Here is a 12,774-nt window from a genome sequence, read left to right on the forward strand (position 1 = left end):
TGAGCTTGTCGAACGATAAACTTGTCAAAGTGATTCTAAACTTGCCATAAATGGCATTAACCCATCTAAATATTTACCTTTTCTTGTCTTTTCTAAAAATATAGGCATGAAAAAGGCACAACAAAAACAATTTTGCAGCTGGATTCACGATGGCTATGGCTCACCAGAAGAATTTGCCAAAATTTTTGATCAAGGTATTGAAATGCTCTTTTATATAGAAGATGATGTTTTTACCAAAAGGGAAATTCAAGAAGTTGTTGGTGCTATGAGGGGGATTGTTAATGTTCTAAGGTGCAATACTTAAGTATTGGGTAGTGGCTTGTTGTCAGACTAAGACTTTTGTCATGCCGAACTGACCTGTGCTGAATTTATTTCAGTATTTCGGTATCCCGTAAACGTGAGACCCTGAAACATGCTTCGACCTTGCTCAGCATCCGTTTAGGTGACGGCACGAGGTGACAAACAAAAGCTCCTTCCCTTTTTAAGGGAAGGTGGATTGGTGCTTTGCATCAAGACGGAAGGGATATTTACCCCCTGCGCCCACCTTTGGCGGACACCTCTCCCTAACTATGGGGAGGAGCTTTTATAGTTTTATTGCTCTAGCGAGGTTTTAGCTTGCCGTCTGTATTTACGTTTTATAGCACTAAATTTGGTAACATAGATATTGGTATTTTTCCCTTTTAGGCTATCGCTGCTGGTATAGTACAGCTGTTTACCATCTTGGGTCAAAAATGGGTACAGGTCACTGCCAGAAGTATTCAATTCCTCTATATTTTGGGGTATGGTCCAGACATCGTCTTGTTTAAAACTTATATAGAGATCGCCATAGGGCGAAATGTTGGTTTCCCGTTGTGAAGCCTCAAAAATAATCAGGTCGCCAGTGTCGTTGATCTCCAAGTTCCATTCCCCTGAGGGGGAATTCAGGGTATTTCCCATATTTACCGGCACCCCAAACACTCCATATTTAAATCTGGACATATATAAATCGCCCTGTCCATACCCTCCAGGCCTGTCAGAGGCAAAATAGAGGTTGCCGACACCATCAGTACGCGGGCTATATTCTGTGTGCTCCGAATTTATGGGATAGGATAAAACAACTGGTTCTCCCCATGCTCCGCTTTCATTCTTTGTTACCATCCAAATATCTGCAGAGGCTTGCGTATATGCCGTAGGTCTATTAGAAATAAAGTAAAGGGTATTTCCATCTTTGGACAGGTGTGGGTCGCTATCGTCAAAAATGCCAGAAAACGGAACTATTTTTGGAGCAGACCATTGATCATCTTTTTTGACAGCATGGTAAATGGCACTTTTCATATCGCCACCACCCCATTCGTGGTAACTTTTGGCTAAGTATAGTTCGTTGCCATCCGCAGTAAACGTAGGGGAATATTCTACCACCTCGGTCGAAATGTTGCCCGGCTCAAACTTGACCTTATCTTTTTGCTTATCGCATCCAAACCAAATTAATGAGACACAACATAGTAGGGTACATGTTATAAATTTTGGATTTCCCATATTCAATAGATTTTATAAAAGAGGGGAACCAACTCTGCCAACCTTACAGATGCGTATAAAAGTAGTGATTATCTGACAAATCCTTTGAAGAGCATATTGCTTAATTCTTGGGTAGTTGAAGCCATTGCTTCCATAGCTGGTAAGCGGGCCTCTGGTTTCCTTCACCATCCAACAGGCCATTATCTCGCCATACTTTTAAGATATCTGGTGGCGATGGGGTGTTTTCATACAATAGGTCATAGTCTCGATACACAAACCATATGGCAAATTCAGCATCCAGGGTATTTAAATGGTTCATCAATTTTTCAACATAACCCTTCTGCCAGTCTTCTGTGCTTTTTGCATTGACACCCAAATTATCTATGATCAAATCATCGGCAGAAAATCCTGTTTCTGAAACGGCAAAAGGTTTGGAGGTGTCCAAATTCCTAAAATCCTCCAACCAATTGTCGGCAAACAGATCCGGATTGGCATCGCGCGTTAAATTTTCGTAGTACAAAAATGGGTAGCTGCTCATCGCTACGTAATCTGAATGCGCAACAAGCATTTCCGACATCTCCAACAATTCCGTTTTCGGAGTATCAAAGGCTTGGTCCTGCAGACTGAGAAATATGGGTAAATTGGGATAATCAGCCTTTAAGGCTGTATAAACCGCTTCAACCAGGTTCAAAAATTGGGCAAAATCGGGGTCATCTTTTCTAAAGGTCGCATTTGTTTCAATGCCGTAACCAAAGTAGTCGGGATTCACCTCATCTATCAATCGCTTGCAATATTTAATAAAAGTGGAAACCACAATTGGATCATTAAAGCTCCTTCCTTCCCAAAAGGCTGGCAAGGATTGATGGCTTCCGGCATTGTTCCAATACTTGGCCAAATTGTTCCTACTTTGATCTGTAGGTGTGGTGGTGAGGATAATCTTGGTGCTGGAGGATTTAGAGTTTTTGGCGACATTTATTGTATTCTGCACTTCCACCGGAAATGGCAGATCGTTCATTACCTCATTCCAAGGCACCCCATAGTCAAGATGATTCAGGAATATGTCGCTATCAGCAATAACGTTTTCCAAAGTTTCTGTGAGCGCATCTACGCTATAATCGTATGGAAAAGCCGTAAATCCCATGAAAAAAGACCTTGCATCGGGTTCTACAACTTCTTGGGTATTATCCTTGTCTTCAGAACAGGAATAAACCATTAAAATCAAAAGAAACACAACAACAATTTGCTTTGTCTTAACCATGATTAACAAAACGTAATCTGGGTCAGAATTATTGCCAAAAACTTCCTGATTTTCAGCTTTTAAGCTTTGGGTAAAAACACCTCTGCCATCATGCAACGGGCACTTCCTCCGCCACAGGTTTCAATGGTGCTCAATGAGCTATGGATAATCGGGCAATGTTTTTCTATGGTTTCCCTTCGGGATTTGTCCAAACTATGATATGCCGCGGAACTCATTACCATATAGCGCTGGTCATTCGCCCCAATGACTTGAAGCATATTGCCTGCAAAATGGTACATCTGCTCTTCTGTGATATTGATGACTTCTTTTCCATCTTTTTTAAGATGCTCCACTACACTTTTTCGTTCTTTTTTATTATCAATAGTATCTAAACAGATGACCGCAAAGGTTTCGGCCATGGCCATCATTACATTGGTATGATAAATGGGCAATCGCTGTCCATCCACAGTCTGATTCGCGGTAAAAACGACCGGAAAACAATCAAAATCTTCACAGAATTCAATAAAAAGCTCCTCATGGGCCCGTTCAGAAAGGGCACAATAGGCCTTTTGGTTTACACGATCCTTTAAAATGCTTCCTGTTCCCTCTAAATAAACACCTTCTTCTTCAGCCGCTGTGTAGTCCACGATATTATCTATGCGGAAGCCCTCCTGCTCGAGCACGTCAAAAATATCCTCCCTGCGTTCTTTTCTTCGGTTTTCGGCAAACATGGGATATATGCAAACCGTGCCGCTGTTATGAAATGATATCCAGTTGTTCGGAAAAATGGAATCAGGGGTATCTGGTTCTTCGGTGTCGTCGATTACAATAACATTGACCCCATGATTTCTTAGTTTAGCAACAAAATCATCGAACTCCTTTTGAGCCTTGACATTGATTTCTTCGTTGCCCATGGTCATTTCCTCCTGAAAGTAGTTGTTTACGGCCGTCTGTTCATTCATTCTGAAATTGACCGGTCGAACCATTAAAATGGTATTGGTTACCTGCATTTTTTACCTGTGTTATTTCTCGAATGCACTCGAGATGACATTATATATTATTCTCTTATTAACGGCATTGTACTACAGCGCAATAGGCCTTCTTGTTTTGCAATTTCTGCATATGGAATTTCCTCGACGGTGAACCCCTGTTCCCTGAGCCAGTCATTCAAGCGTGTGAAGCCCTGTTCGGAAACCACAACTTGCTGAGAAATGGAGAACACATTACTGAACATCTGGTACATCTCATCTTTAGTGATTTCAAAGATGTTTTCCTTACCAAAATAATCTACCAGCCATTGGTACTCCTCTTCAAGCAAAAATCCATTTTTATGGAGAATGGCTTTGTCTTTTCCCACAGGCTGAAAGCAACAGTCCAAATGCAAAGCATTGTCCTTGGCTTCGGTATTCGATTTCCTTAACTCGAAGGATTTTACTTTTTTATGTGGAAATTGCTCTTTGATAAACTCAACAGCCTCTTTATTGGTTCTTGCGGTAATATAATCTGGGTAGTCATCGCCTGTGTAGGTACCGATGAAAATATAATCGTTCCAAGGCATCACATCTCCCCCTTCGATATGCACTTCTTCCGGAGGTCGGATTATTTTATTTGGGTCGATTTTATCCAAAACATGTTGAATGGCTTCAAACTCCCTTTCTCGATCGGGCAAAATATTGGAGTGAAATAATTTGTCCTCAATTACAAAGGCGATGTCCCTAGAAAAAATTTGATTGCAATCTTTTAAAATAGATGGTCCAAAAACTTCTACACCATGTTTTTCAAACACCTTTGCAAAGGCATTCATTTCCCTGACCATATCCTCTTCGATGGGATATGTTCCGGCCAAAATATGTTCTAAAGATTTGGGATCGTATGCTTCTTCGGGTTTTGGTGTTGGGCCACAACTTTCTGCGGTTCCCAATATCACTGCTTTGAGCGGGCTTGTTTCGTTTTCAATATGCAATTGCATCATATAACCGTCCTTTTTTATCAAATCAAGACCTCCAACTAGAGGAAATCCTTAAAAATTCTATGGCAAAACTAGCGCTTTGTTGTCGATTTTCCATTGACCCAAACGGAAAAAAACTTTATGGTGTTAGGGTTTTCCATGAATTGTTATAAATTTTAATTTTTTGATTACAACCATTTGATTTATAAGTAGTTAATACTCAATGGATTTTAAAAAATCTTCGTGAAAACTAACCAAATTTAGGCTATTCTCCTTACATTTAAATAAGGAAAAAGCTTTTTGGGATGAAAAAAATTATCCTTCCATTCTGTTTCATTGCACTGATTAGTATCGGGCTTTTGTCCATGAACAAGTTTCCTCCAAAATTTAACTTTTCGGAGGTGCTCGACCAGAAAAAAAGCAAAGCTACAGAACATTCAATAAAATATTCAGATTGCATTGAAATGGCCGAAATTTCAAAATTTACGGCTCAAGATACTGATGTACAAGTGATACGAGGAGATGTTCTTTTTGATGAAATAAATCTATGTCTGGAAAAGTATCAACGCTCTTTGGACTCAACCGTTAAAAACTTAAATACCATTGACGCCCACAAATTTTTGCACAGTGAATTCTTGCGATGCAAGAATCAATTAAATTCAGATTCTTTGTCTGTTATTAAAGCGTATTATCACAAGGGCATCATGAGCTTATGCTATGATCGTGATAAAGCGCTAAACTCTAAATCTGTTGGAAGGGTTGCAAAAAGGTGACAAAAAGAAGGGCGATCATATATGATCGCCCTTCTTTTTGTTTATTAGCTTTTAAAACTATCTTTTATTTACCCCAACAAACGGTCTGTAGTTTTCTCCAACATATATCTGTCTTGGTCTTCCTATGGGTTCTCCTCGTAGTCGCATTTCGCGCCATTGGGCAATCCAACCAGGTAATCTTCCCAAAGCAAACATTACGGTGAACATCTCTGTAGGTATTCCCAAAGCTCGATAGATAATTCCAGAATAGAAATCTACATTGGGATATAGTTTTCTTTTTACGAAGTATTCGTCTTCCAAGGCTTCTTTTTCCAATCCTTTAGCTATATCCAATATTGGGTCATTTATGCCTAAGCTACCCAATACTTCGTCAGCTGATTTTTTAATGATCTTGGCCCTTGGATCGAAATTCTTGTATACGCGGTGTCCAAAGCCCATCAATCTGAACGGATCGTTTTTGTCCTTAGCTTTGGCCATATATTTTTTTGTATCACCACCATCTTCTTGAATGGCTTCCAACATTTCCAAAACGGCTTGGTTCGCTCCGCCATGCAAAGGTCCCCATAAAGCAGAAATACCTGCTGAAAGAGAGGCAAAGAGTCCGGCATGTGATGATCCTACAATACGAACCGTAGAGGTAGAGCAGTTTTGCTCATGGTCAGCATGTAAAATCAGTAATTTATCCAAAGCGTCAATTGCAATGTTGTCTTTTTTGTATTCTTGGTTTGGTTTTTTGAACATCATTTTATGGATGTTCTCTACATAACCAAGCGTATCATCTCCATAATCTAAGGGGAGACCTTTTTTCTTTCTTTGTGCCCAAGCAACCAATACTGGAAATTTGGCAAGAATTCGCACAATGGAATGGTACATTGCAGCTTCGGAAGAAACATCAACTGAAGTCGGGTTAAACGCAACCAGTGCACTTGTTAATGAGGAAAGTACTCCCATGGGGTGGGCAGATTTTGGAAAGCCATCCAATATCTTTTTCATTTCTTCATCTACATGGGATTCTTCCTTAATATCATTATGAAAGGTCTCAAGCTGTTCTTTGTTTGGCAGTTCACCAAAAATTAAAAGATAAGCTACTTCCAAGAAATCGGCTTTTTCAGCCAAATCTTCAATGGAATATCCCCTATAACGTAAAATTCCTTTTTCACCGTCCAAAAAAGTAATTGCACTCTCACACGAGCCTGTATTTTTATACCCTGGATCTATGGTCACCATACCACTGGCAGCCCTAAGGGTTTTAATATCGATAGCCAATTCATCCTCAGTACCTTTTATAACTGGGAACTCGTATTTCTCACCTCCATATTCAAGTATTGCTTTGTCAGACATTTTATGTATTAAAAGATTAGTAAAATAAGAACCGGAAATTTACGAAAAAGCATAGGCATTAACAATTTCCCGGCTTCATTTATGGTATTGTTAACTATACTATTCGTAGGTCGAAAATTAATCGGGCAGTTTACTGCAAATTGTATAAATACTTGTAATATTTATCTACCGCTTTTTTCCAAGTGAAACGTTTTTTCTTGGCCGCAGATTGAATTTCCTTCCAGGTTGGTTTATCATTCTTATATATGTCAATTGCTAGATCAAAAGTATCGAGCATGCTCTTTATTTTTTCATCATAGGTGGCACCATCAAAACTAAACCCAGTTTTCATATGGTCAACCGTATCCTTAAGTCCACCCGTATGATGTACCAAACATGGGTTTCCATTTCGCATGGAAAGCATTTGACTTATTCCACAGGGTTCAAAAAGACTGGGCATAAAATATAAATCTGATTCCAGATAAATGGAGTCGATCAAGTTTTCTGACTGCCCGTTGGTGAATACAAAGTTCTTATGCTCATAGCTGAGTTTTCTAAAGAGTTCTTCGTATTCCGGGGCTCCGGTACCCAAAAGCATGAAAATACCATCTACTTTTTCCAATTTCTTCAAAATTTCGACAAAGGCTTCCGGGGATCTCTTAAAAAAGTAAAATTTCTGCTCTGTCAATCTCGCCACACTCGAAACAATAAACTTAGGTCTATTGTCTACAAACTCCATTATTTTTTCTCCGGTATGAGCCAAAAAGTCGGCTTTGTATTTTTTAGATTCTTCCTGCAACCATCTAAAAATGGCCTTTACCGTATTTCGATAGATAAAGCCTTTTTCTTCTTGGTTGATGTTTTTATAGTTGCATCCATTTAAAATACCAACAAGTCTTCCTTCTTTATTGGCCTTGACCAAATCCTCTTCCAAGCCTTCGCCCCCAATAAACTCAGGCGGGGAACTGGGCAGCATTACATCTTCCTTGTACGACGGGGAAACGGTATGTACTGCATCGGCAAAACGGATGCCCACAGCCATAAGGTTGATACAATCTTGATATCGATAGTCCATAAGGGACTTGTAATCGAAAACAACATCGGGAAACCAGTTTTTAAGGGAAGAGTAATTGTCATCAAACGGTCTGATGCCCTGAATGGCCAGATTGTGGATGGTGTAGACAATTCTAATGTCTTTCAGATTCTTGTATTCTTTATGGTATTCCCTCAAAAACAACAATAGACTGGAGTGCCAATCGTGCAAATGGATAATATCCAAATTTCCGAAGGAACCTTTTTTGATGGCTTCAGCTACTGCGGTACTAAAAATGAAATATTTTACCGCATCGGTATAAAAGGGTTCTTCGGGATCATTGTGATAAATGTGTGCTATATCTCCTGCTTCAATTTCGGGATGATGCAGTACGTAATGAACAATGTTCGGAAACTCTTTTTTTGGTTTTACCTCATAAAGTTCCGCAGTATATTTAAGTCCCCTGAGCACAAAGCTGAGCTTGGTCTTAAAAAGTCCCTCTTGGTGTAATCGGCCATAGGAGGGCACAACAACATGGACCTTATCGCCCCGTTCTGAAATTTGTCGGGGAACATCTCTTACTACATCTCCCATTCCACCTGCCTTGCAATTGGCTAGGGCGTCATTTTCCGCTGCTACGAAAAGAAAGTTGTTCATAGGTTAGATTTGCTTGGTTCTATTTGGTTTGTCAATCAATTTAGCTAAAGTTTATTGCTGAAACAAAAAAAAGCCTTTCTCAATTTGGAAAGGCTTTTTCAATGCTATAAAATCATTATCAATTAATTAACCTTGAATGCCTTTTCTTGTGGGTAATAAGCAGTGCTTCCCAACTCTTCCTCGATTCTTAGTAATTGATTGTATTTGGCCATTCTATCACTACGTGATGCTGAACCTGTTTTAATCTGTCCGGTATTTAAAGCAACTGCCAAATCGGCTATAGTATTGTCTTCGGTTTCACCTGATCTGTGTGACATTACAGAGGTGTACCCAGCATTTTTTGCCATGTTAACGGCTGCTATGGTCTCAGACAAGGTTCCTATTTGGTTTACTTTAATCAAAATAGAATTGGCAATTCCGTTTTCAATACCTCTGGACAGCCTTTCTACATTGGTCACGAACAAATCATCTCCAACCAACTGCACTTTATCCCCAACTTTGTCCGTAAGCATTTTCCAACCGTCCCAATCGTTTTCATCCATACCATCTTCGATGGATATGATTGGATATTTTTCGCAAAGGTCTGCCAAATATTGCGCTTGTTCTTCAGAGGTTCTTACTTTTCCTTTGTCACCTTCAAATTTGGTGTAATCGTATTTTCCATCCACATAAAACTCAGCGGAGGCGCAATCCAACGCAATCATTACATCATCACCTAGAGAATATCCAGCTTTATCAACTGCTTTGGCTATAGTATCCAGTGCGTCTTCGGTTCCACCCTCCAACGTAGGGGCAAATCCACCTTCATCACCAACAGCAGTACTCAAACCTCTGTCGTGCAATACTTTTTTAAGGTTATGGAAGATTTCTGTTCCCATTTGCATGGAATGGCTAAAATCTTTTGCTTTTACTGGCATTACCATAAATTCTTGAAATGCAATTGGGGCATCTGAATGTGATCCTCCGTTGATGATGTTCATCATTGGAACTGGAAGCGTATTTGCGCTCACTCCACCAACGTATCGGTACAATGGCATTCCTAATTCGTTTGCCGCTGCTTTCGCTGCTGCTAGGGATACTCCCAGAATGGCATTTGCTCCCAATTTAGATTTATTTGGTGTTCCGTCCAAGGCAATCATGGTCTCGTCTATATGATTCTGCTCAAATACTGATGTTCCCACCAATTCCTCAGCAATTGTCGTATTGACGTTATTAACGGCTTGACGGACTCCTTTTCCCATAAAAGAATCTCCTCCATCTCTTAACTCAACAGCTTCATGCTCTCCGGTAGAAGCACCAGAAGGAACTGCGGCCCTTCCCAAAATTCCATTTTCGGTAATCACATCAACCTCTACGGTCGGGTTACCTCTAGAATCTAAAATTTGTCTTGCATGAATGTTGATAATAATGCTCATCTGCTACTATTTATGGTTGAAAAAATCAGTTCGGCAAAGATACGAAAGGAGTGGTTTCGAATTTCATGAAAATTATCATGAAACTTTATCAATAACATAAAAATACCCTACAACGATTTAGTTCCTGCTAGTTTTGATAGCCTCGAAAAACTGGTCAAACAGGTATTCTGCATCATGTGGTCCAGGACTTGCTTCTGGATGGTATTGCACTGAAAATACTTCTTTGTCCTTCATTTTTATTCCTGCAACGGTATTATCGTTCAAATGGGTGTGGGTAATTTCCAATTCAGGATTTGCCTCCGTTTCTTCCCTGTTTACAGCAAAGCCATGGTTTTGAGAGGTTATTTCACCTTTTCCTGTTACCAAATTAAGGATGGGATGGTTGATTCCCCGATGTCCGTTGTGCATTTTATAGGTTGATACACCGTTGGCCAAAGCCAAGACTTGGTGTCCCAGGCAAATTCCGAACAAAGGCTTGTCCGATGCTATCATTTGCTTTGTTGTGGCAATTGCATCTGTAAGCGGTTCTGGATCCCCAGGCCCATTGGAAATGAAATATCCATCAGGGTTCCATTTTTTCATCTCTTCATAAGAGGTGTTGTATGGAAAAACTTTGATGTACGCACCTCTTTTGGCCAAGTTTCTTAGGATATTCTTTTTGATTCCAATATCCAAAGCTGAAATTTTGAACTCTGCATTTTCCTCACCATAACAGTACGGTTCTTTGGTTGAAACTTTAGAGGAAAGTTCTAAACCTTCCATGCTAGGTACTTTTTTAAGTTCTTCCTTGAGGGCATCAATCTCATCCACTCTAGTGGATATTAAAGCGTTCATGGCCCCATTATCGCGAATGTAACTTACCAAAGCCCTAGTGTCTACATCGGATATAGCAAAAAGATTGTTTTTATCTAGGAACTCCTGCAAACTCGAATCAGCACTCGGTCTGGAATATTCATAGCTGAAATTTTTAACAATAAGTCCAGCAATTTTAATTGAATCGGATTCGATTTCATCTGCATTGGTACCGTAATTGCCAATATGGGCGTTTGTGGTCACCATGATTTGTCCAAAATAAGATGGGTCGGTAAAAATTTCCTGGTAACCTGTCATACCTGTATTGAAACATACCTCACCTACAGCAGTACCTTCTTTGTCACCTACTGCCTTCCCATAAAAAATAGTGCCATCGGCCAAAAGTACTAGTGCCCTTTTCTTTGATTGATACTTCATTGCGCTTTTTTAATTTCGGTTTGACAAAAAAACATAAAAAAAGGATAAGTTTTCACTTATCCTTTTTTCAGTAATTAAATAGTAATTAACATCTTCTATTCTTCTGAATCGTCTGCTTTTACAGTTTCGGCAACTGGAGCAGCAGCTTCTACTTTTTTACCGCCTCCTCTTCTACTTCTTCGAGTAGTTTTCTTGGCAGGTTTTTTACCAGCGTTGTACAATTCGTTGAAATCGACCAATTCGATCATCGCCATGTCAGCATTATCTCCAAGACGATTCCCCAACTTAATGATTCGGGTATATCCTCCTGGTCTTTCACCAACTTTTTCTGCAACAGTGCTGAAAAGTTCGGTAACGGCTTCCTTACTTCTAAGGTTGCTAAAAACAATCCTTCTGTTGTGCGTACCTTTTTCGGTAGTTTGATTGTTCTCCGTCTTTGCTTTGGTGATCAACGGTTCTACAAACCGCTTTAAAGCTTTTGCTTTGGCAACGGTTGTGTTGATTCGCTTATGTTCTATTAGGGAACTGGCCATATTGGCCAACATTGCCTTTCTATGGGCTGCTGTTCTTCCTAAGTGGTTAAATTTCTTTCCGTGTCTCATTGTATTATTTTATCATCTTGCTTCCAAATCCCAAACTATCGGGAGAGCAAAATATGATTACTAATCTTTGTCCAATTTATATTTTGACAAATCCATTCCAAATTGAAGTCCTTTGTTGATTACCAACTCTTCCAATTCGGTCAATGATTTTTTACCAAAGTTTCTAAACTTCATCAAATCATTTTTGTTGAAGGAAACCAAATCTCCCAAAGTATCTACTTCGGCAGCTTTAAGACAGTTCAACGCCCTTACGGACAAGTCCATGTCTACCAACTTGGTCTTCAACAACTGACGCATGTGCAATGATTCTTCGTCGTAAGTCTCGGTCTGTGCGATTTCATCGGCTTCCAATGTAATACGCTCGTCAGAGAACAACATAAAGTGGTGAATCAAAACCTTAGCGGCTTCTGTCAATGCATCTTTTGGATTGATGGATCCATCTGTGATGATCTCAAAAACCAATTTTTCGTAATCGGTCTTTTGTTCTACCCTAAAGTTCTCAATGCTGTATTTTACGTTCTTTACCGGCGTGTAAACAGAATCAACCGCAATGCTTCCCAAGGGTGCATTGGATTTTTTGTTTTCCTCAGCTGGAACGTATCCACGGCCTTTTTCGATAATAACCTCAAGGTTAACACTTACTTTGGGATCCATGTTACAGATAACCAAATCTGGATTCAGCACTTGGTATCCTGAGATGAATTTTTGGAAATCACCGGCGGTCAACTGTTCTTTTCCACTTACGGAAACTGAAACGGTCTCGCTCTCAACATCATCAATCTGTCTTTTGAAACGAACCTGCTTAAGGTTCAAAATCATTTCCGTAACGTCTTCAACAACGCCAGGAATGACAGAAAATTCATGTTCAACTCCATCAATACGTACAGAAGTGATTGCAAAACCTTCCAAAGAGGAAAGAAGCACTCTTCTTAACGCATTTCCAACGGTTAATCCATAACCAGGTTCCAAAGGGCGAAATTCAAATTTCCCTTCGAAATCTGTTGAATCTATCATTATAACTTTATCGGGCTTCTGAAAATTAAGTAATGCCATATTGGATTAATG

12 protein-coding genes are annotated in these 12,774 nt (G+C 39.7%); 2 read left to right on the top strand and 10 right to left on the bottom strand.

Annotated elements, in window-relative coordinates; translation table 11 throughout:
• Positions 1-106 precede the first annotated feature (106 nt).
• Entirely contained in the window at positions 107-304 is a 198-nt protein-coding gene (locus IAG46_RS07090; protein ID WP_190809600.1) for a hypothetical protein, read from the top strand.
• Positions 305-591: 287 nt separating this feature from the next.
• Here the strand turns inward: IAG46_RS07090 and IAG46_RS07095 are convergent, their stop codons facing one another.
• The 4 genes from IAG46_RS07095 to IAG46_RS07110 all read right to left on the bottom strand — a co-directional run bounded on the left by IAG46_RS07095 (position 592) and on the right by IAG46_RS07110 (position 4,703).
• Positions 592-1,515, bottom strand: a complete 924-nt coding sequence (locus IAG46_RS07095) for a PD40 domain-containing protein (protein WP_190809601.1) — start codon at positions 1,513-1,515, stop codon at positions 592-594.
• Between the two features lie 100 nt (positions 1,516-1,615).
• The gene (locus IAG46_RS07100) at positions 1,616-2,752 is read right to left on the bottom strand and encodes a glycosyl hydrolase 53 family protein (RefSeq protein WP_190809602.1); all 1,137 of its coding nucleotides are present in this window, start codon (positions 2,750-2,752) and stop codon (positions 1,616-1,618) included.
• Positions 2,753-2,811: 59 nt separating this feature from the next.
• The gene (ctlX, locus tag IAG46_RS07105; RefSeq protein ID WP_190809603.1) at positions 2,812-3,741 is read right to left on the bottom strand and encodes a citrulline utilization hydrolase CtlX; all 930 of its coding nucleotides are present in this window, start codon (positions 3,739-3,741) and stop codon (positions 2,812-2,814) included.
• Positions 3,742-3,788: 47 nt separating this feature from the next.
• Complete coding sequence (locus IAG46_RS07110) at positions 3,789-4,703, bottom strand: dimethylarginine dimethylaminohydrolase family protein (protein ID WP_190809604.1); 915 nt, start codon at positions 4,701-4,703, stop codon at positions 3,789-3,791.
• Between the two features lie 281 nt (positions 4,704-4,984).
• Here IAG46_RS07110 and IAG46_RS07115 point away from each other — a divergent pair, with 281 nt between their 5' ends.
• A complete protein-coding gene (locus tag IAG46_RS07115; protein ID WP_190809605.1) occupies positions 4,985-5,452 on the top strand; it encodes a hypothetical protein in 468 nt (155 codons plus the stop codon).
• Between the two features lie 57 nt (positions 5,453-5,509).
• On the opposite strand, the gene IAG46_RS07120 is transcribed toward IAG46_RS07115, so the two are convergent.
• The 6 genes from IAG46_RS07120 to IAG46_RS07145 all read right to left on the bottom strand — a co-directional run bounded on the left by IAG46_RS07120 (position 5,510) and on the right by IAG46_RS07145 (position 12,762).
• Complete coding sequence (locus IAG46_RS07120) at positions 5,510-6,793, bottom strand: citrate synthase (RefSeq protein WP_190809606.1); 1,284 nt, start codon at positions 6,791-6,793, stop codon at positions 5,510-5,512.
• 130 nt (positions 6,794-6,923) lie between these two features.
• Positions 6,924-8,462, bottom strand: a complete 1,539-nt coding sequence (locus tag IAG46_RS07125) for a glycogen synthase (RefSeq protein WP_190809607.1) — start codon at positions 8,460-8,462, stop codon at positions 6,924-6,926.
• A 122-nt stretch (positions 8,463-8,584) separates the two neighbouring features.
• Positions 8,585-9,877: a phosphopyruvate hydratase gene (gene eno / locus IAG46_RS07130; protein ID WP_190809608.1), complete on the bottom strand. Its 1,293-nt coding sequence runs from the start codon at positions 9,875-9,877 to the stop codon at positions 8,585-8,587.
• A 117-nt stretch (positions 9,878-9,994) separates the two neighbouring features.
• The gene (gene carA / locus IAG46_RS07135; RefSeq protein WP_190809609.1) at positions 9,995-11,107 is read right to left on the bottom strand and encodes a glutamine-hydrolyzing carbamoyl-phosphate synthase small subunit; all 1,113 of its coding nucleotides are present in this window, start codon (positions 11,105-11,107) and stop codon (positions 9,995-9,997) included.
• Positions 11,108-11,202: 95 nt separating this feature from the next.
• The gene (gene rplQ / locus IAG46_RS07140; RefSeq protein ID WP_190809610.1) at positions 11,203-11,709 is read right to left on the bottom strand and encodes a 50S ribosomal protein L17; all 507 of its coding nucleotides are present in this window, start codon (positions 11,707-11,709) and stop codon (positions 11,203-11,205) included.
• A gap of 60 nt (positions 11,710-11,769) precedes the next feature.
• Positions 11,770-12,762 (bottom strand): DNA-directed RNA polymerase subunit alpha, encoded by a 993-nt coding sequence (locus tag IAG46_RS07145; RefSeq protein WP_190809611.1) that lies wholly within the window; start codon positions 12,760-12,762, stop codon positions 11,770-11,772.
• Positions 12,763-12,774: the final 12 nt, after the last annotated feature.

Source organism: Flagellimonas sp. S3867, from assembly GCF_014698935.1.
GTDB lineage: Bacteria > Bacteroidota > Bacteroidia > Flavobacteriales > Flavobacteriaceae > Flagellimonas.

Excerpts from the sequence above, each read along its gene's own strand:
- IAG46_RS07115 (WP_190809605.1), top strand. The coding sequence starts at position 4,985 with ATGAAAAAAATTATCCTTCCATTCTGTTTCATTGCACTGATTAGTATC.
- eno (WP_190809608.1), bottom strand. The coding sequence starts at position 9,877 with ATGAGCATTATTATCAACATTCATGCAAGACAAATTTTAGATTCTAGA.
- ctlX (WP_190809603.1), bottom strand. The coding sequence starts at position 3,741 with ATGCAGGTAACCAATACCATTTTAATGGTTCGACCGGTCAATTTCAGA.
- IAG46_RS07120 (WP_190809606.1), bottom strand. The coding sequence starts at position 6,793 with ATGTCTGACAAAGCAATACTTGAATATGGAGGTGAGAAATACGAGTTC.
- IAG46_RS07125 (WP_190809607.1), bottom strand. The coding sequence starts at position 8,462 with ATGAACAACTTTCTTTTCGTAGCAGCGGAAAATGACGCCCTAGCCAAT.
- carA (WP_190809609.1), bottom strand. The coding sequence starts at position 11,107 with ATGAAGTATCAATCAAAGAAAAGGGCACTAGTACTTTTGGCCGATGGC.
- rplQ (WP_190809610.1), bottom strand. The coding sequence starts at position 11,709 with ATGAGACACGGAAAGAAATTTAACCACTTAGGAAGAACAGCAGCCCAT.
- IAG46_RS07095 (WP_190809601.1), bottom strand. The coding sequence starts at position 1,515 with ATGGGAAATCCAAAATTTATAACATGTACCCTACTATGTTGTGTCTCA.
- IAG46_RS07090 (WP_190809600.1), top strand. The coding sequence starts at position 107 with ATGAAAAAGGCACAACAAAAACAATTTTGCAGCTGGATTCACGATGGC.
- IAG46_RS07145 (WP_190809611.1), bottom strand. The coding sequence starts at position 12,762 with ATGGCATTACTTAATTTTCAGAAGCCCGATAAAGTTATAATGATAGAT.
- IAG46_RS07100 (WP_190809602.1), bottom strand. The coding sequence starts at position 2,752 with ATGGTTAAGACAAAGCAAATTGTTGTTGTGTTTCTTTTGATTTTAATG.
- IAG46_RS07110 (WP_190809604.1), bottom strand. The coding sequence starts at position 4,703 with ATGATGCAATTGCATATTGAAAACGAAACAAGCCCGCTCAAAGCAGTG.